Annotated in this window: 18 protein-coding genes; 11 read left to right on the plus strand and 7 right to left on the minus strand. The window is 64.4% G+C overall.

Annotated elements, in window-relative coordinates; genetic code table 11:
- Positions 1–363 precede the first annotated feature (363 nt).
- The 6 genes from lexA to trpD all read right to left on the minus strand — a co-directional run bounded on the left by lexA (position 364) and on the right by trpD (position 5,645).
- Complete coding sequence (gene lexA, locus RID42_13125) at positions 364–1,077, minus strand: transcriptional repressor LexA (GenBank protein ID MEQ8248611.1); 714 nt, start codon at positions 1,075–1,077, stop codon at positions 364–366.
- Positions 1,078–1,239: 162 nt separating this feature from the next.
- Entirely contained in the window at positions 1,240–1,857 is a 618-nt protein-coding gene (gene plsY / locus RID42_13130) for a glycerol-3-phosphate 1-O-acyltransferase PlsY (GenBank protein ID MEQ8248612.1), read from the minus strand.
- Between the two features lie 122 nt (positions 1,858–1,979).
- Positions 1,980–3,191 carry a molybdopterin molybdotransferase MoeA gene (locus RID42_13135; GenBank protein MEQ8248613.1) on the minus strand — a complete coding sequence of 404 codons (1,212 nt, stop codon included), beginning with the start codon at positions 3,189–3,191 and terminating at the stop codon, positions 1,980–1,982.
- An 87-nt stretch (positions 3,192–3,278) separates the two neighbouring features.
- Positions 3,279–3,752, minus strand: a complete 474-nt coding sequence (gene moaC, locus RID42_13140) for a cyclic pyranopterin monophosphate synthase MoaC (GenBank protein MEQ8248614.1) — start codon at positions 3,750–3,752, stop codon at positions 3,279–3,281.
- 55 nt (positions 3,753–3,807) lie between these two features.
- Positions 3,808–4,617: an indole-3-glycerol phosphate synthase TrpC gene (trpC, locus tag RID42_13145; GenBank protein MEQ8248615.1), complete on the minus strand. Its 810-nt coding sequence runs from the start codon at positions 4,615–4,617 to the stop codon at positions 3,808–3,810.
- Positions 4,614–5,645 carry an anthranilate phosphoribosyltransferase gene (gene trpD / locus RID42_13150; GenBank protein MEQ8248616.1) on the minus strand — a complete coding sequence of 344 codons (1,032 nt, stop codon included), beginning with the start codon at positions 5,643–5,645 and terminating at the stop codon, positions 4,614–4,616. Before trpD ends, trpC begins: the two co-directional genes overlap by 4 nt.
- A gap of 150 nt (positions 5,646–5,795) precedes the next feature.
- Here trpD and RID42_13155 point away from each other — a divergent pair, with 150 nt between their 5' ends.
- From RID42_13155 to RID42_13175, 5 genes are all read left to right on the plus strand, one after another.
- Entirely contained in the window at positions 5,796–8,270 is a 2,475-nt protein-coding gene (locus tag RID42_13155) for a heavy metal translocating P-type ATPase (protein ID MEQ8248617.1), read from the plus strand.
- Positions 8,267–8,671 carry a Cu(I)-responsive transcriptional regulator gene (gene cueR, locus RID42_13160; GenBank protein MEQ8248618.1) on the plus strand — a complete coding sequence of 135 codons (405 nt, stop codon included), beginning with the start codon at positions 8,267–8,269 and terminating at the stop codon, positions 8,669–8,671. Before RID42_13155 ends, cueR begins: the two co-directional genes overlap by 4 nt.
- A 61-nt stretch (positions 8,672–8,732) precedes the next feature.
- Entirely contained in the window at positions 8,733–9,887 is a 1,155-nt protein-coding gene (locus RID42_13165) for a divergent polysaccharide deacetylase family protein (protein MEQ8248619.1), read from the plus strand.
- A 16-nt stretch (positions 9,888–9,903) separates the two neighbouring features.
- Positions 9,904–10,113 carry a heavy-metal-associated domain-containing protein gene (locus RID42_13170; protein ID MEQ8248620.1) on the plus strand — a complete coding sequence of 70 codons (210 nt, stop codon included), beginning with the start codon at positions 9,904–9,906 and terminating at the stop codon, positions 10,111–10,113.
- Between the two features lie 64 nt (positions 10,114–10,177).
- On the plus strand, positions 10,178–10,639 hold the full coding sequence (locus RID42_13175; GenBank protein MEQ8248621.1) for a c-type cytochrome: 462 nt from the start codon (positions 10,178–10,180) through the stop codon (positions 10,637–10,639).
- A gap of 4 nt (positions 10,640–10,643) precedes the next feature.
- On the opposite strand, the gene RID42_13180 is transcribed toward RID42_13175, so the two are convergent.
- Positions 10,644–12,587, minus strand: coding sequence for a SurA N-terminal domain-containing protein (locus RID42_13180; GenBank protein ID MEQ8248622.1), 1,944 nt, complete (start codon positions 12,585–12,587; stop codon positions 10,644–10,646).
- A gap of 200 nt (positions 12,588–12,787) precedes the next feature.
- On the opposite strand from RID42_13180, the gene tpiA reads away from it, so the two are divergent.
- The 6 genes from tpiA (at position 12,788) to eno (ending at position 18,169) form a co-directional block, all read left to right on the plus strand.
- Positions 12,788–13,549, plus strand: coding sequence for a triose-phosphate isomerase (tpiA, locus tag RID42_13185; protein MEQ8248623.1), 762 nt, complete (start codon positions 12,788–12,790; stop codon positions 13,547–13,549).
- On the plus strand, positions 13,546–13,788 hold the full coding sequence (locus RID42_13190) for a hypothetical protein (GenBank protein MEQ8248624.1): 243 nt from the start codon (positions 13,546–13,548) through the stop codon (positions 13,786–13,788). Before tpiA ends, RID42_13190 begins: the two co-directional genes overlap by 4 nt.
- A 111-nt stretch (positions 13,789–13,899) precedes the next feature.
- The gene (gene secG, locus RID42_13195) at positions 13,900–14,235 is read left to right on the plus strand and encodes a preprotein translocase subunit SecG (GenBank protein ID MEQ8248625.1); all 336 of its coding nucleotides are present in this window, start codon (positions 13,900–13,902) and stop codon (positions 14,233–14,235) included.
- Between the two features lie 100 nt (positions 14,236–14,335).
- Positions 14,336–15,964, plus strand: a complete 1,629-nt coding sequence (locus tag RID42_13200) for a CTP synthase (GenBank protein MEQ8248626.1) — start codon at positions 14,336–14,338, stop codon at positions 15,962–15,964.
- Entirely contained in the window at positions 15,964–16,794 is an 831-nt protein-coding gene (kdsA, locus tag RID42_13205; protein ID MEQ8248627.1) for a 3-deoxy-8-phosphooctulonate synthase, read from the plus strand. The genes RID42_13200 and kdsA overlap by 1 nt, the downstream gene beginning before the upstream one ends.
- Before the next feature lie 103 nt (positions 16,795–16,897).
- Positions 16,898–18,169: a phosphopyruvate hydratase gene (gene eno, locus RID42_13210; GenBank protein MEQ8248628.1), complete on the plus strand. Its 1,272-nt coding sequence runs from the start codon at positions 16,898–16,900 to the stop codon at positions 18,167–18,169.
- Positions 18,170–18,189 lie beyond the last annotated feature (20 nt).

Below are 18,189 nucleotides of genomic sequence, written 5' to 3' on the forward strand. Positions count from 1 at the left end.
GCTTTCAATAACTTAAGGTGTATCTGCCGGTTGGGCCGGTACGCTCCGTTCGCCGAGGGCGAACGTCCAGGGATAGGTGGTCACGGCATGGCGGCGGGGCCAGGGCGGGACGGGGATTGTGATGCCCGGGGACAGCAGTTGTGATCGGGCGCTGGGGGCGCCGATAGAGGCCCGCGCGTCCTTCGGGACGCGGCCCGGTGGGCCGCTCCTCAGGATGAGGACAAATGCGGATATGGGCCGCTCCTCATGATGAGGAGAGATGCGGATATGGGCCGCTCGTCAGGACGAGCGAGAACGCGGATGTGGGGCGTTTCGATGGGGCGCGGCGTGGGCGTAGATGTGTCCGCCCCGCGACCCGCTCGGTTAGTGGTACTGGCGGATGAGCCCGACGAGGCGGCCTTGGACCTTGACCCGGTCGGGGCCGAAGATGCGGGTCTCGTAGGACGGGTTGGCGGCCTCTAGGGCGACCGACGAGCCGCGGCGGCGGAGACGTTTGAGTGTCGCCTCTTCGTCGTCGACCAGAGCCACGACGATTTCACCGTCATGGGCGGTGTCGCATTCCTCAATCACCACGACATCGCCGTCGAGAATGCCGGCGTCAACCATCGAATCGCCGTCGATCGACAGGGCGTAGTGACGGCGCTTGGGATTAAGCATCGAAGTGGGCACCCCCATGCTTCCCTCGGGGTCGCGCAAGGCTTCGATCGGAGCACCGGCGGCGATCTTACCGTAGAGCGGAAGGTCCACCGCGTCGGCAGCCTCGGCGACGCTCACCGCATGGGGTCGGGGCGTACCGAAACTGCCCCGGATGACATTAGCGGCACCGATAGGCACCTGAACCGGGCGGCCGTCGGGGACGCTCTCAGCCGGCATCCGCACGACCTCCAGCGCCCGGGCCCGGTGGGGCAGGCGGCGTAGGAAACCGCGTTCTTCCAATGCACCGATCAGGCGGTGAATGCCGGACTTGGACTTCAGGTCCAATGCCGCCTTCATTTCCTCGAACGAGGGCGATACCCCGTCTTCCTCAAGGCGCTTGTGAATGAAAAGCAGGAGTTCGTGCTGTTTCTTGGTCAGCATCCGGGTCCCTCGGGTTTTGGCGCACCGTCTCTGATGGACGAGCGCGCGGAACAAATGGGCAACATCGCTAGATGTTCTACATTGGTTCTTTTCGGGGGTCAAGATGTGGGTATCCCTGCGCGTGGGGACGTTCGGCACCAAAGCGCAAGAAAGTAACGCCCTCTAGGGAACCGTGAGTTTGATTTTGGACTCTGTGCCGGTCAGAAGGCGTCGAAGGTTGCCGTGGTGGCGCAGCCATATCAAAACCGCCAAAGGGGTGCTTGCCACCGCTACCTCCGGCAATCCCATGTACCACGCAAAAAACGGGACGGCGGCCATCGCCACTAACGTGGCCAACGAGGAATAGCAGAGGGATATCGCGACCGCCAACCATGTCAGGCAGGCAAACAAACATACTAGCGGTGCAAGGCCGATTAGTACCCCGAGCGCCGTCGCAAACCCTTTGCCGCCGCTGAATTTGAGCCAAACCGGGAACAAGTGGCCGAGGACCGCTCCCCAAGCAGCGATCACCGCAAGGTCCGGCCCAAACGATTGGCCGACGATGACGGCAATTAGTCCTTTTGCTGCGTCAAGAAGGAGTGTCGCAACGGCCAACCCTTTATGGCCTGTTCGTAAGACGTTGGTCGCACCGATGCTGCCGGAACCAATGTCGCGGACATCTCCGACGCCCGCGATCTTGGTCAACACCAGTCCGAAAGGAATGGAGCCCAACAGATAGGCAAAGCCAAATGCGACAGCCAAATAGTGCAGCTCTTGGCTCCAACTGCCGAGATCACCCATTCGACCCTCCGTCGACCAACTCCGGATTAGGTGGCAAGCCTACAGACGGGCTGATGGTCCACCAACCTGCATTTTGTCCGCCGGAACTAACGCTGGATCGGTCGCCCACTTTGCGGCACAGCCTAAAGCCCCTGATCCGGTGCCTCGATGCGAACGATGGGGACCTGGGTGCCTTGCGTTGCGGCCGGGGCGCCGGGGGGGCGGATCACGAGGGCTTGGGCGGCGGCGAGGCGGGACAGCATGGAGGAGTCCTGCTTGCCGAAGGGGGTTGCGACCAGCGCGCCGCTGTCGTCGCGGGTGAGGGTGGCGCGCAGGTAGTCCTGGCGTTCGTCGTTCGCAGGGAGATCGCGGCCCAAGCGGGCGGTGTCGGTCTCCAGGTAATCGCCGCTGCGACCCAGCATCGTGTGGAGCGCGGCCGAGACGAAAACAAGGCCGCAGACCAGCGAGGACACCGGGTTGCCGGGCAGGCCCAGCATCGGTGTGTCGCCGATAGTGCCAAACATCAGCGGTTTGCCCGGCCGCATCGCGATGCGCCAAAAATCGACATCGAGCCCCTGTTCGCCCAAGACGCGTTGCACGAGGTCGTGGTCGCCGACCGAGGCGCCGCCCAGGGTGATGAGCATATCGGCACCGCGCGCGCCCTCGGCCATTGCGGTGAGCGATGCGCGGTTGTCCCGCGCGATACCGAGATCGACCGCTTCGCCACCGCGCGCTGCGATCAACGCCGCCAACGCCAGCGCGTTGGACGAAACGATTTGGTTCGGACCGACGGGCTCGCCCGGGCGCACGATTTCATCGCCGGTGGCGAGCAGGGCGATGCGCGGTTTGCGCGTCACCATCAGCCACGGCACGTTCATGGCTGCCGCGAGGCCGATATCGCGGGCAGTAAGCAGGCGGCCTTTCTGGAGCCGCACATCGCCCACACTGAAGTCGAGGCCGGCGGGACGGATGAAGCGGCCTGCCGGAGCCCCTTCGTTGACCGTAACCGCGTCGCCCTCGCGGACGGTGTCTTCCTGGATGACGATGGCGTCCGCGCCCGCCGGGACCGGGGCGCCGGTGAAGATGCGAACGGCTTCGCCGGGACCAACGGCGCGGTCGAAAGAGGCCCCGGCAGGGACCTCGCCGATCACCGCGAGGGTCGCCGGCACGCGGGCGACATCCGCGGCGCGCACGGCATAGCCGTCCATCGCCGAGACCGCGGCGGGCGGTTGGGTCAACCGGGCGGCGACATCCTCGGCCAGGACGCGGCCATGGGCTTGCGCCAGGCCGACGCTTTCGGGCGGCAGGGGATGGAGGGCGCCGGTGATGCGACCGAGAGCATCGGCCACGGGCATAAGCGGTGATTTAGGCATACAGATCGGTGCTGTTGCAGAGCATCCCTCGCCGTCCGACGGGCGGAGGAGCGATGTTGGTTCGGTTCGTCACGCGGTGTAGGTGCCGGACTTACCGCCGGCCTTGTGCAGCAATTTCACCTCGGAGATAACCATGGCTCGGTCGACGGCCTTGCACATGTCGTAGACGGTCAGCGCCGCAACGCTTGCGGCCGTGAGCGCCTCCATTTCGACACCGGTGCGGCCACGGAGTTTGCAGGTCGCGGTGATGTCGACGGCGTTGCGGGTGGGGTCGCATACGAGATCGACCGTTACCGACGTCAGCGCCAAGGGATGGCACAACGGAATCAAGTCGGGGGTTTTCTTTGCGGCCATGATGCCGGCGAGGCGGGCGGTGCCGAGCACGTCTCCTTTCTTGGCCTTACCCTCCAGGATCAGCGCCAGGGTCGCGGGCTGCATGGTGACGGTGGCACCGGCGGTGGCGGTGCGGTCGGTCTCGTCCTTGCCCACGACATCGACCATATGCGCGTTGCCGGCGGCGTCGAAGTGGGTGAGCTTGCTCATGCGTTTACGGCGCGCTCATCGCGAACGGTTAGGGATCGACCGCGCCCCGACATGCTTAGGCAACCTGCTTGGCCGGATCGGCCAGCAACGTCCGGGTAGCCTCGGCCACGTCGGGTTGGCGCATCAGGGATTCGCCGACCAAGAAACACTGTGCGCCCGCGGCAGCCATCCGGGCGAGGTCGGCTGGGGTGTAGAGGCCGCTTTCGGAAACCAGCGTGGTGCCGGGCGGGACGCCGGCCGCGAGCGTTTCGGTTGTGCCGAGATCGACCTCGAGTTTAGTGAGATCGCGGTTGTTGACGCCGAGCAGACGCGATTTCAGTTTGAGCGCCCGAGATAGTTCGGCCGCGTTGTGCACCTCGACCAACACGTCCATGCCGAGATCAATGGCAAGCGCTTCGAGGTCGGCGGCCATGGCATCGTCGACGGCCGCCATGATGACGAGGATGCAGTCGGCGCCAAGCGCGCGGGCCTCCAGGACCTGATAGGGCTCGAGCATGAAATCCTTGCGCAACACCGGCAGGGCGACGGCGGCGCGGGCGGCGACGAGATAGGCGTCGGCGCCTTGGAAGTACGGGACGTCGGTGAGAACCGATAGGCAAGCGGCCCCGCCGGCTTCGTAAGCGCGGGCCAAGGAGGGGGGATCGAAGTCGGCGCGGATCAGGCCCTTGGACGGCGAGGCTTTTTTGATTTCGGCGATCAGGCCATAGCGGCCCTGGGCAACGGCCCGGTCGAGCGCCGCCTTGAATCCCCGCGGCGGGGCCTGCGATGCGGCTCGGTCGCGGAGGGCGGATTCACTATGGACAGCCTTTTGCGCGGCGATGTGGCCACGTTTGTCGGCACAAATCCGGGTGAGCGCGTTGCTCACATCGGGGGCCTTTCGTTGGAAACCGCGATCAGTTGTTGGAGGACCTCGCGCGCCTTGCCGCTATCGATCGCGGCGGCCGCGAGGGCCACGCCCTCTTTCAGGTCCTTGGCCTTACCCGCAACGATCAGCGCGCCCGCGGCGTTCAACAGGACAATGTCGCGGTAAGGTCCGGGGTGGCCATCCAGGAGTGCGCCCAGGGCAAGTGCGTTGGTGGCGGGGTCGGCACCCTTGAGGTCGGCGATCGTGGCGCGCGGCAGGCCGGCGTCCTCGGGCGTGATTTCGAAGGTCTTGATCTGACCTTTGTCGAGCGCGGCAACCCAGGTCGGCCCCGTTGTGGTGATTTCATCCAGGCCGTCGTGGCCGTGCACGATCCAGGCGCGCTCGCTTCCGAGGTTGGCCAGCACCCGGGCCATCGGTTCGACCCATTCTTTGGCGAAGACGCCGGTCAGCTGACGTTTGACCCCGGCGGGATTGGCTAGTGGCCCGAGCAAATTAAAGATGGTCCGTACGCCCATTTCGACGCGGGCCGGCCCAACGTGGCGCATCGCGCCGTGGTGACGCGGGGCCATCATGAAACAGATGCCGGTCTCCCACAGTGCCTTCTTGACCAGCGCCATGTCGCAATCGACGTTGACGCCCAGTTCGGTCAGGACGTCCGCCGCGCCGGACTTGGACGACAGGGCGCGATTGCCGTGCTTGGCCACGGGCACGCCGTTGGCCGCAACGACAAAGGCGGAGGCGGTGGAGATGTTGTAGGTCCCGGCGGCGTCGCCGCCGGTACCGACCGTGTCGATTGCCCCAGCCGGAGCGTCGATCGTGAGCGCTTTGGCCCGCATCACCCGGACGCCGCCGGCAATTTCCGTGGTCGTTTCGCCGCGTAGGCGCAAGCCCATCAAGAAGGCGCCAATTTGCGCGGCGGTCGCTTCGCCGGACATCATCAGCTCGAACGCCGTCGCCGCTTCGGCCTCGGAAAGGGTGCCGCCGGCGGCCACCCGCGCGAGGATTTCCTTCATGGAAAATTCGGCCATATCAATACCTTATCGGCGACACTTGATGTGGAAAACGGCGATGATCGAGGCGAGCCGCAGCATAGTTTGAACTAAGCAGGGGAACACCGGCAACGTCAAGCCGAGCGCCGACCTTGACCTTACAGTAACTGGAAGCCCTATATCTGTCCCATGAACATTTCTAACCGCGTCGCCCACGGTACCCCGATGGCGCAAGTCGCCGACACAACCGACATGGTCATCCTCCCGGTCGAGGGGATGACCTGCGCCAGCTGTGTGGCGCGGGTAGAAAAGGCCCTGCATCGTCTCCCGGGGGTGGCGAAGGTCAGCGTCAACCTCGCCGCCGAACGCGCCCAGATCGCCTACGACCCGACGCAAACGAGCGCCCAAGAAATGGCCAAGGCCATCGGGCGCACTGGGTTCACCGTCCCCCACGAGGATTTCACGCTCGACGTTACCGGCATGACCTGCGCGAGCTGCGTTGGCCGGATCGAGAAGGCCCTTGGCAAAGTGCCCGGTGTGGCCAGCGTCCAGGTCAACCTCGCGACCGAGCAAGCCGCCATCCGCGCACCCAAAGCGCTTATCGACCCGCAGGATCTAATCGGCGCGGTCACGCGGGCGGGCTATGGGGCCACCTTGCACGGGGAGGGGCCCGCGGTCGACGCAGACGAGGCGCGCGTCGCGGCACGCAAAGCGCGCTGGGAACTTTTGCACCTCGCGGGGGCCGCCGTCCTGACGGCGCCGATGATCGCCAACATGTTCGCGATGTTGTCGGGCGGTCACGGATTCATCCCCGTGTGGCTACAATTCGCGCTGGCGACCCCGGTCCAGTTCTATTTCGGACGGCGCTTTTATGTAGCGGGGTTCAAAGCGTTGCGCGCGGGCAGCGGCAACATGGACCTGCTGGTCGCGCTAGGGACGTCGGCGGCTTATTTTTTCAGCCTGTTCCTGTGGTTCTATCCGTCGTTCAACCCCGGCGGCCACCTCCATTTCGAGGCCGCCGCAGCGATCATCACGTTCGTCCTGCTGGGGCGCTGGTTCGAAAGCCGCGCAAAACGCGGCACGACGGCGGCGATCAGAGCCTTGATGAAACTGCGCCCCGACACCGCCCGAGTGATCCGCGACGGCGACGAAATTACCGTGCCGCTCGGCGACGTGGTGACGGGTGATGTGGCTGTGGTCCGCCCCGGGGAGCGCATTCCAGTCGACGGAACGGTCGAAGAGGGCCATAGCGATGTCGACGAATCGCTTATTACCGGAGAGAGCATGCCGGTCGCCAAGGCGGTCGGGGCCGCGGTCACCGGTGGCGCCATCAACGGCGCCGGCCTTTTGCGCATTCGCGTTACGGCGGTCGGCGGCAACACCATGCTGGCCCGGATCATCAAGATGGTCGAAGGCGCGCAGGCCAGCAAAGCGCCGGTGCAACGCCTGGTCGATAAAGTCAGCGCGGTATTCGTGCCAATCGTCGTCGCCATCTCCCTGATCACGTTCGGAACGTGGTGGACGATCGACGGCGATTTCGCCAACGCCTTTGTCGCGGCGGTCTCGGTCCTCGTGGTGGCGTGCCCGTGCGCGCTCGGGCTGGCAACGCCGACCGCGATCATGGTGGGGACGGGTGCCGCGGCAAGGGCCGGCATCTTGATCAAGGACGCCGAAGCGCTGGAGCACGGTCACCGCATCGACACGGTCGTGCTCGACAAGACCGGCACCCTCACCGAGGGTCGCCCAGGGGTGAGCGACATCGCGGCGGCACCGGGCGAAAACGCGTCCGACGTGATCCGGCTCGCCGCGGCGTTGCAATTGGGGAGCGAGCATCCCTTGGCCCGCGCGGTGTTGGGCTATGCAAGCGAACACGGGATCGAGGCCAGGGATGCTCAGGATTTCCACAGCCTCACCGGACGCGGCGTAAGCGGCGCGGTCGAGGGCCGGACGCTCTATCTCGGCAGCCGCCGATTGATGCAGGAACAGGGGGCCGACATTGAGCCGTTCGAAGACAGAGCCCAGGCCTTGGAGAACACTGGTCACACCGTGATGTGGCTTGCGACCGGGACGACAACCACACGCGTTCTCGGCATCATCGCGGCGGCCGACCGGATCAAACCGTCGGCCAAGGCGGCGGTAGAGAGGCTAAGAGAGATTGGTGTGCGTTCCGTGATGCTGACCGGCGACAACGAACGCACCGCCCATGCCGTCGCCCGGGAAATCGGAATCGACACGGTGATCGCCGGCGTTCTCCCCGACGACAAAGCCGCCGAGGTACGCAAGCTGCAGGACGACAAACGGGTGGTCGCGATGGTCGGCGACGGGATCAACGATGCGCCGGCACTGGCTGCCGCCGATATCGGCATCGCCATGGGCACTGGCACGGACGTCGCGATGCATACCGCAGGCATAACCTTGATGCGCGGCGACCCGCTCTTGGTCGCCGATGCGATCCGCGCCTCGCGGGCGACCTACCGCAAGATTTGGCAGAATCTATTCTGGGCGTTCATCTTTAATGTCGTGGCGATTCCCGCCGCGGCCGCCGGGTTCTTGACCCCGGCGTTGGCCGGTGGCGCCATGTCGATGTCGAGCGTCAGCGTTGTGTCCAATGCCCTGTTGTTGCGCCGCTGGCGCGCCTGGGCATCGCAGAAGGAGCGAGCATGAATATCGGGGAAGCCGCGACGGAAACCGGCGTGACCGCGAAATCTATCCGCTATTACGAGAGTATCGACTTGATCCCGCCGGCCGAACGTTCCGAGTCCGGCTACCGGCAATACAGCGACCGCGACATCCAAATCCTCCACTTCATCAAGCGCACGCGCGGACTGGGGTTTTCGGTGGCCGAGGTGGCGGAGCTGCTGTCGTTGTACCGGGACCGCAACCGGGCGAGCGCCGAGGTGAAGGGGATCGTTGAGGCGCGCCTGGGCGAAATCGATCGCAAAATCGCGGAACTCGACAGCATCCGCACGACGCTACGCACCCTCGCTGAACGGTGTCACGGCGACGACCGACCCGATTGCCCGATTCTCGACGACTTCGCGTCGCAAGAGCCGGACCGCTGGTGAAATTTCAAGATTAGGTCTAGAGTTAAAGCGTTATGAGTCAGAGCGTTAGGCTGTAAACTCAATGTTTGGTGGCAAGATAGGGCGATGGTTCACCGTTCGGCGCACGGTGACCTTGGTGATCGCGTTGGCGGGGTTGGGCCTGTTGATCGGCGGTGCCGCCAGCACCATGGCGGGACGCGATCCGGACACCACCCCGGCTGCCGCGGCTGCACCGGAAACACCGGAGACCAACGCGCGTGCGCCGCACGCCACAACCGACCACACCGACACAGCACCGCCCGCGAGTCCAGCGTCGCCGCGGCACGCGGCCCGCGCGGCCCCGGCGCCGCTCGCCACTTCCGAACCCGAACCGCGGATAGCGCTCGCCCCCGTGCCCGACCGAGACCGGCCCGCGCGGCGCCTGGCCGACGTTCTGGCGACAACGCCCGCACCGCGGCGCCCAGTGCCGGAGGCAGGACCCGACAACGGAGAGGCCGCCTGGCAGCGTTTCGCTGCCGCGACGGCGCCAATCGACGGCCCCATGATTGCCATTGTCGTCGATGACTCCGGCCATGACATCGCGCGCACGCGCCGGCTCGCGGCCTTCAGCGACGGCGTCCTGACGTTGGCCTTTTTGCCCTACGTCGACAATTTGCCGGAGCAGACCGCCCTGGTCCGCGAGGCAGGACACGAACTCCTCTTGCACGTTCCGATGGAACCGCTCAATCCGGAACTGGATACGGGGCCGAATGTCCTCACCATCGATCTGCCGACAGCGGCGCTGGACGAGCGAATCGCGTGGAACCTGTCCCGGTTTACCGGATACGTCGGGATCAACAACCATATGGGGAGTCGCTTTACGGCCGACCGCCCGGCGATGGCTCATTTCATGCAGACGGTGCACGACCGTGGGTTGCTGTTCCTCGACTCGAGAACCACGACAGCAACCGTCGGTCAACAAACCGCCGACGCCGCCAATGTGCCCTACCTACGGCGCGACGTTTTCCTCGACAACGAACCCAGCGAAGCGCACGTCCTCGACCAATTACGGCTCACCGAGGATGTCGCGAAGCGCCAAGGGTACGCCATCGCCATTGGCCATCCCCATGCCTGGACCATTGCCGCATTGGAGCGTTGGTCGGTCGAAGCGCGCGCCCGCGGCTTTACCTTGGTGCCGCTGACCGCTGTTCTAAAGTACCGCCAGCAACGGCTGGCCCACCAAAACGCGCAACAATAGGAACGGGAGGTTCCCAATGTCCGCTCAGATTTACATCGTCAAAGGCATGTCCTGCAGCGGATGCGTCTCGTCGGTGACCAAGGCTCTCAAGCTGGCGGATCCAAACGCCGAGGTTTCGGTCGAACTTGAAGGGGGCAAGGTGACTCTTCAGAGCGGCCTGAGCGACGATGCGATCCGGTTGGCAATTGAGGATGCGGGCTTCGACTTCGAGGGCCGTGGCGCTTGATTGCACCGGCTCGGCGCCACCCCCAGCCGCATTTTACCGTCGACCGATACCGAGAAGCCCGCCCGTGAAATCATCAATTCGAGTCGCCGCCGCTGTGATCGCCACCGCCGTCGCCGGCGTTGGTCTTTACACATTGGTCACGCCGCAGGAAGTACGCCTCGATGCGGACCCGACGAACCTCGCTCAGGTCGCGGTCGGAGAGAAACTCTACGGGGCGCATTGTGCGTCGTGCCACGGCAGAGCCCTGGAGGGCGAGGAGAACTGGCGCCAGCAACGGGCGGACGGAAGCTTTCCCGCACCACCCCACGACGAGACCGGTCACACCTGGCACCATGCCGACGGTCAGTTGTTCGACATCACCAAACGCGGCGGGGCCGTTTACAACCCGCGCAGTGCCATGCCGGGATTTGGCGGCACCCTGGGCGACGATGAAATCTGGTCGATCCTGGCCTACATCAAGAGCCGCTGGCCCGAACCCGTGCAGGCGCGCCAGCGGACCGTTACGCTTGCCGCCGACGAACGTTGATTAATTAGAACCCGAGGCCGCTGGGCGGTCTGCCGCCGCCTTGAACTGGCAGCCCGCTCAGGTCCATGGTCTCGAGCAACCCTTCGTTGACGCGCGCGCCGACCTCTTGCTGCAGCGCGACCTGATATTGCGCCAAGATGTCCTGGGCGATGCTCGAATTCAGAGTGTCGCGGAGCTGGAGGAGGACGACGTTATCTGTTTCCGGCGATGCATCGAGAACTTCGTCGAGTCTCCCCACCACAAAGCCTGATCCGTCGCCAGCTTCAGCGACCGCATAGCCTCCGACATCGATGGTGAATAGTTGGGACACCATCTCCGCCGACACCTCGGACTGGGCCCGGCCACTAGTTCTAGTCAGCGGCTGGCTCTTTACGAGTCGTGCACCCTTTTCCTGGGCAAGCTCGTCGAGCGCGCGTCCCGCTCGCGCGGCGGCGGCGATTTCTTCGGCGGTCTGACGCGCGGCTCGCATCTTGAAGTCGCGAATCCATTCCTCGACAACGCCGGCGCGAATATCGGCCAGCGGGCGAGGGGCCTCAGGGCTGATCGTATCGACGCGGACGACAAAAAATCCTCCGTCGTTGGATTCGACCGGTTCACTGACTTGGCCGGTATCGGTTGCGAAAACCGTGTCGACGAAACGTTCGAGGTCGGGAATGCCCTGGACGGGTGCTGCGCTGCGGTCGCGTCCGCCGCGATCGATCGCCTCGAGACGTGTCGATGATAGGCGCACCCGGAGAGCGGCGTCTTCGAGCGTGCGCCCGCCAGCCATTTCGTCCTCCAGGCGGGCAACCAAGTCCTCCAGCCCATCGAATGCCCGGGTCCGGCGGATCTCGCCTTCGAGATCGGCCCGAACGTCTTCCAGCGGACGCGTGCCTTCCGGCTCAATTTCCGTCACCCGCATCACATGATACCCGAACGCGCTTTGAACCGGATCGCTGATCAATCCCACACCGAGGTCGAAAACGGCATCGCCTATTTCTTCGGGCAGATCCAACCACTCGACAACGCCAAGTTCGGTCGCCCCTTGGTTCAAGGCGCCGGTTTCCTGGGCGACCGTGTCAAAGGAGGCGCCGGCGGCGACGCGTTCGCGCGCGGCAACCGCGGCCTCTTCGGTCTCGTAGATGAGTTGTTCGACCGTGCGCCGTTCCGCCGTGAAATAGGTGCTCAAGCGGGCGTTGTAGATTCTTTCGAGTTCATCCTGGGTGACCTCGATTTCGTCGATCAATGCGTCCGGTGCGATCCAGACATAGGTGGCCGACCGGTACTCGGGCGCGATATAGCGGGCTTCGTTCTCTTCGTAGAAGCGAACAAGCGCGGGTTCGTCGGGAGCCGCCGGGTCGGCGACCTGGGCGACATCAACGACGGCTAGTTGAGCAACGCGCCGTTCCTGGCGATGTTTGTAGATCGGCTCGATCAACGGTCCGGGGGCAAAGGTGCCGACCGAGATGCTGGAGAGCAACTGATCGCGGGTGAGATCGCGCCGGATGCTGGAGACGAACTCCTCCTCGGACAGACCGTTCTGGGCGAGGGTTTGGAGAAAGCGGTTCTGGTCGAAGCGGCCGGTTACGTCCTGGAAGGTTTCGCTTCCCCACACGGCATCCCGGACGAGATCGTCGCTGACACTGAGGCCGTAGTCCTGGGCGGTCTCCGCCAGCATCGTTTGAACGACTAAGCGCGAAATCGTTTGACGCGCGAGGCCGAACTGCCGGCCTTCATCGGGGGATAGCGGACGCCCGGCGCGATTGGACAGCTCTTGCAGGTCGCGTTGGTAGGAGCGCACGAACTCCGCCGCTGTGATGTCCTTGCCCGCCACGGTGGCCACGGTCGGGTTGCTGCCCGCACCCAAGAAAATGTCGCCGATCCCCCACACAGCAAAACTCAGGATAAGGAGACCGAGGAGTATCTTGATGACCCAAGAACTGACGCCTTGGCGGATTGTATCGAGCATACCGTTGTGTCCTGACGGGGGAAATTTCGTCGCTGTAGAGTCGATATAGCCCCCGCATGGGGCGCCCGCAACCGCATGAAGTCTAACGCACTTTGCCAACATCGGCGCGGTGCGGGGCGTCTAGGCCATTCGTAACAAATCTGTTATGCACGGAAACGCAGAGCAATCGGGTGCGGACCCGCAGAAACGGAGCCTTCGACGTGGCCGAACGGCGCAAGCTTATTGCTGGGAATTGGAAGATGAACGGGTTGCGCGCCGACGGGATTGCGCTTGCCGGCGGCATTGCCGCCAAAGCATTCCGCGGCGCACCGGCCTGCGATGTAGTCGTGTGCCCGCCCGCGCCACTGCTGGCAAAATTGGACCGGGCATTCGACGGCAGCACCATCGTCCTCGGCGGTCAGGACTGCCACCCGGCGCCCTCGGGCGCCCATACCGGCGACATTAGCGCCGAAATGCTCCGTGACGCGGGGTGCCGCTATGTAATTGTGGGTCATTCCGAACGCCGCGCCGACCACGGCGAAGGGAACGACCAGGTCCGCGCCAAGGCACACGCCACCCACCGCGCCGGGATGACGGCGATCGTTTGTGTCGGCGAAACCAAGGAAGACCGCGATGCAAACCGGACGCTCGCGGTGGTAGAGGCCCAAATCGTCGGATCGATGCCGCAAGGTGCGACCGGCGGCAACACCGTCATCGCCTATGAACCGGTCTGGGCGATCGGATCGGGCAAGACGCCGACGTTGGACGAAATCGCGGCGGTCCATGGGCACATCCGCGGCGTGCTGTCGACGGCCCTTGGGCAAGAAGCCGCCGGCGTGAGAGTGCTGTACGGCGGATCGGTCAATGCCAAGAACGCCAGCGAAATCCTGGAGGTGACAGCGGTCGACGGCGCGCTTGTGGGCGGCGCCAGCCTTAAGGTTGAGGATTTCTGGACGATCGTGACGGCCGCCGGCGCCCCATGACCCACACGCACCGGGCAGGTCCGATCGCCGCGGGCGCACCTGACCCCGATACCTTGGCCAAGGTATTGTGCGCGGCGGAGCCGGTGTTGGGCCGGCAGCACCCGGTTTGCCAGCTGTTGATCCAGGCAATGGTCGATACCGACGATATCGGACGGGCGTGGGCGGCGATGGAGGCCTTGGCGCCCGAGCACCGGCGCATGATCGCCGCCGCCCTCGGCGATATTATGCTGGCCGGTTAGGGTCCAATGCGGCGGGGTCTGTCGTATTCGCCCCACCGTGGGCCACGGCGCTAGCCAAGCCGCGACGTATGGTATAAAAGCCGCGCAATCCAGCCGGAACAGTGACACCCGATGATCACCATCATTCTCATTATCCATGTCCTGATCGCCGTGACGGTCATTGTCCTCGTGCTCTTGCAGCGTAGCGAAGGCGGTGCGCTGGGCATGGGCGGAGGTGGTTCCGGTGGGGGCCTGATGACCGGCCGGGCCGCCGGCAGCCTATTGACGCGGAGTACCGGCATTCTCGCCGCTGCGTTCATGGCGACGAGCATTCTGTTGGCCATTCTGGCGGCCGCTAACTCCTCGAACCGATCGTTGTTCGAAAACGCGCCCGCACCCGCACCGGCGCCGCAACAACAGGAACAACCCGCCGAACCCGCCCGCCCGACGGTCCCGCTGTCGCGTTGAGCGGGATCAGCGCAAGCCCCGATTCCTCCGATTTGTTGTCGCCCGTTCCGTCTAAGCCAACGCTTTGTATGGCCGTGTTGATGGTCTATGTTATGCGTCCATGACGCGGTTCATTTTTATTACCGGCGGCGTGGTTTCATCTCTTGGTAAGGGACTCGCGTCAGCTGCCCTCGGAGCCTTGCTCCAGAGCCGCGGATACAACGTCCGCCTGCGCAAACTAGACCCCTATATCAACGTCGATCCGGGCACGATGAGCCCGTACCAGCACGGCGAAGTCTTTGTCACCGACGACGGCGCGGAGACCGACCTCGATCTCGGCCACTACGAACGCTTTACCGGCGTCTCGTCCTCGAAGGCCGACAACGTAACGACCGGACGGATCTACCAGACCGTGATCGCCAAGGAACGCCGCGGCGACTATCTCGGCGCGACCGTCCAGGTGATCCCCCATATCACCGACGCGATCAAAGAGTTCGTGATGGACGGTGCGGACGGGCACGATTTCGTCCTGGTTGAAATCGGCGGCACAGTGGGCGACATTGAAAGCCTGCCGTTTCTTGAGGCGATCCGCCAACTGGGCAACGAACTCGGGCGGGACCAGGCGGTCTTCGTGCACCTGACGCTGATGCCCTACGTCGCGGCGTCGGGCGAGCTCAAGACAAAACCGACCCAACATTCGGTCAAGGAACTGCGCTCGATCGGCATTCAGCCAGATATTCTGCTGGTCCGCAGCGACCGCGAAATCCCGCAGGGCGAGCGCAAGAAGATCGCGCTGTTCTGCAACGTTCGCGAAGACGCGGTCATCCCGGCGCTCGACGTCAGTTCGATCTACGAGGTGCCGCTGCGCTATCACGAGCAAGGGTTGGACGATCAAATCCTGTTGGCGTTCGGCCTGCAAAACGGGCGCGACCCGGAACTGAGCCGGTGGACCGGCATTTCGGAGCGCATCCACAAGCCCGAAGGCTCGGTCAAAATCGCGGTCGTCGGCAAGTACACGCAACTACTCGATGCCTATAAATCGCTCAGCGAAGCGTTGACCCACGGCGGCTTCGCCAACAACGTCCAGGTCGAACTGGAGTGGATCGATTCGCAGATCTTCGAATCGGAAGACACCGTGCACTACCTTGAGGACGTCCACGGGATTCTGGTGCCGGGCGGTTTTGGGGAACGCGGTGCCGAGGGTAAAATCGCTGCGGCCAAGTTTTCGCGCGAGCGCAACGTGCCTTACTTCGGCATTTGTTTCGGCATGCAAATGGCGGTGATCGAAGCTGCCCGCAACCTAGCCGGCATCAAAGGCGCCAGTTCCACCGAATTCGGCGCCTGCGACAATCCGGTGGTCGGCCTGCTGACCGAGTGGATGCAAGGCAACATGCGTCAAACCCGCGGCGAAGCGGACGACAAAGGCGGGACCATGCGGCTCGGCGCCTATGCCTGCGATTTGCAGGAGGGCTCTCGGGTTCAGGGCATTTACGGCGACACACATATCTCCGAACGCCACCGGCACCGCTACGAGGTCAACATCACCTACCGCGAGCAGCTCGAAAAAGCCGGCCTGCGGTTTTCGGGGATGTCGCCCGACCGCACCTTGCCGGAGATCGTCGAACTTGAAGGGCACCCCTGGTTCATCGGCGTCCAGTTCCATCCGGAGTTGAAGTCCAAGCCGTTCGCGCCGCACCCGCTCTTCGCCTCGTTCATCGAGGCGGCCGTCGCGCAGTCGCGTTTGGTGTGATGGCGACCAACCACCCCGTCACTATCGGCGGCCTCACGGTTGGGAACGATTTGCCGCTGACCGTCATCGCCGGGCCCTGCCAAATGGAAGGGCGCAACCACGCGATGGACATGGCGGGCGCGCTGCGCGACATCGCCAAGGAACTCGGCGTCGGGCTGATCTACAAGACGTCGTTCGACAAGGCCAACCGCACCAGCATCAAGGCCGCGCGCGGCGTCGGCCTGGACGAGGCGATTCCGGTGTTCAAGGAAGTTCGCGCGGCATTGGGCTGTCCGGTCCTGACCGACGTACATGAACGCGAGCATTGCGCACTGCTGAAAGATGCCGTCGATGTGCTGCAAATCCCGGCTTTTCTATGCCGCCAGACCGACCTCTTGGTCGCCGCCGCGGAAACCGGGCTGGCGGTGAACGTCAAAAAAGGACAATTCCTGGCGCCGTGGGACATGAAGAACGTGGTCGCCAAGATCACCGAGTCCGGCAACGACCGGGTGTTGATCACCGAACGAGGCGCGAGCTTCGGCTACAACACCCTGGTTTCGGACATGCGCAGCATTCCCATTTTGCGCGAGACCGGTTTTCCCGTGGTGTTCGATGCGACCCATTCTGTCCAGCAACCGGGCGGGCAGGGCACGACGAGCGGCGGGCAGCGCGAATTCGTTCCGGTACTGGCGCGCGCCGCGGTGGCAGTTGGTGTCGCCGCCGTCTTCATGGAGACCCACCAAGACCCCGACACTGCGCCGTCGGACGGGCCCACCATGGTGCCGTTGTCCGAGATGAAGGCGCTGATCGGAACGCTGCTGGATTTCGACCGTCTGGCGAAGCGGGGATAGCGCGTCCTGCTACCAGGTCGATGGGAGTCACGCGAAAAGATGCGCGGGCCGGAACGGCCTGCTAAAAACCGCCAACCAAAAACGCAGCCGGAGAACAGTTCCCATGACCGCCATCATCGACATTCTGGGCCGCGAGATTATCGATAGCCGAGGCAATCCGACCGTCGAGGTCGACGTAACCTTGGAGAGCGGTGCTCGGGGCCGGGCGGCCGTGCCGTCAGGCGCTTCGACCGGCGCCTACGAAGCCCATGAAAAGCGCGACGGCGGCGAACGCTACGGCGGCAAGGGCGTGCAGGGCGCCGTGGACGCGGTCAATGGTGAGCTGTTCGACGCGCTGTCGGGGATGGACGCGACCGAGCAGGTTCTGATCGACACCATCATGATCGACCTCGATGGGACAGAGACCAAAGAGCGCTTCGGTGCGAATGCCATTCTCGGCGTCTCGCTCGCCGTTGCCAAAGCTGCCGCCGAGGCGGTGGAACAACCGCTCTACCGCTACGTCGGCGGCACGCTGGCGCGCGACCTGCCGGTGCCGATGATGAACATCGTCAACGGCGGCGCGCACGCCGACAATCCGATCGACGTGCAGGAATTCATGATCATGCCGGTGGGCGCGGCCAACATCGCCGACGCCGTGCGCATGGGCGCCGATGTCTTCCGTCATTTGAAAAGCCATCTGAAAAAGGCCGGCCACAGCACCAACGTGGGCGACGAGGGCGGTTTCGCGCCCAACTTGAAGAGCACCAACGAAGCGCTCGACTTCGTCATGCAGGCCATCGTCGAGGCCGGGTACACGCCGGGAGAAGACATCGTGCTGGCGCTGGACGCCGCCGCGACCGAGTTCCACAAAGGCGGCAAGTACGTTCTTGAAGGCACCGGCGAAACCTTCGATGCCGACGCCATGGTGCGGATGTACGAAAAGCTGGTTGCCGACTACCCGATTCGCTCCATCGAAGACGGCATGGCCGAGGACGATTGGGACGGCTGGGCCGCGTTGACCCAAGCGATCGGCGAGAAGGTGCAACTGGTCGGCGACGATTTGTTCGTGACTAATCCCAAACGTCTCGCCCAGGGCATCGCGAAGGGCACGGCAAACGCGATCTTGGTCAAGGTCAACCAAATCGGCACGCTGACCGAAACCTTGCAAGCCGTCGAGATGGCGCACAAGGCCGGCTACCGGGCGGTGATGTCGCACCGCTCGGGCGAGACCGAGGATTCGACCATCGCCGACCTCGCGGTCGCCACCAACTGCGGCCAGATCAAGACCGGCTCGCTGTCGCGCTCGGACCGCACGGCCAAATACAACCAGCTGATCCGCATCGAGGAAGAACTGGGCCCCGCGGCGCACTATCCGGGGCTTGCCGTCCTGCGTTAGGGTCGGGCTCCCCGCCAAAG

Source organism: Alphaproteobacteria bacterium (assembly GCA_040216735.1).
Lineage (GTDB): Bacteria > Pseudomonadota > Alphaproteobacteria > SHVP01 > SHVP01 > CALJDF01.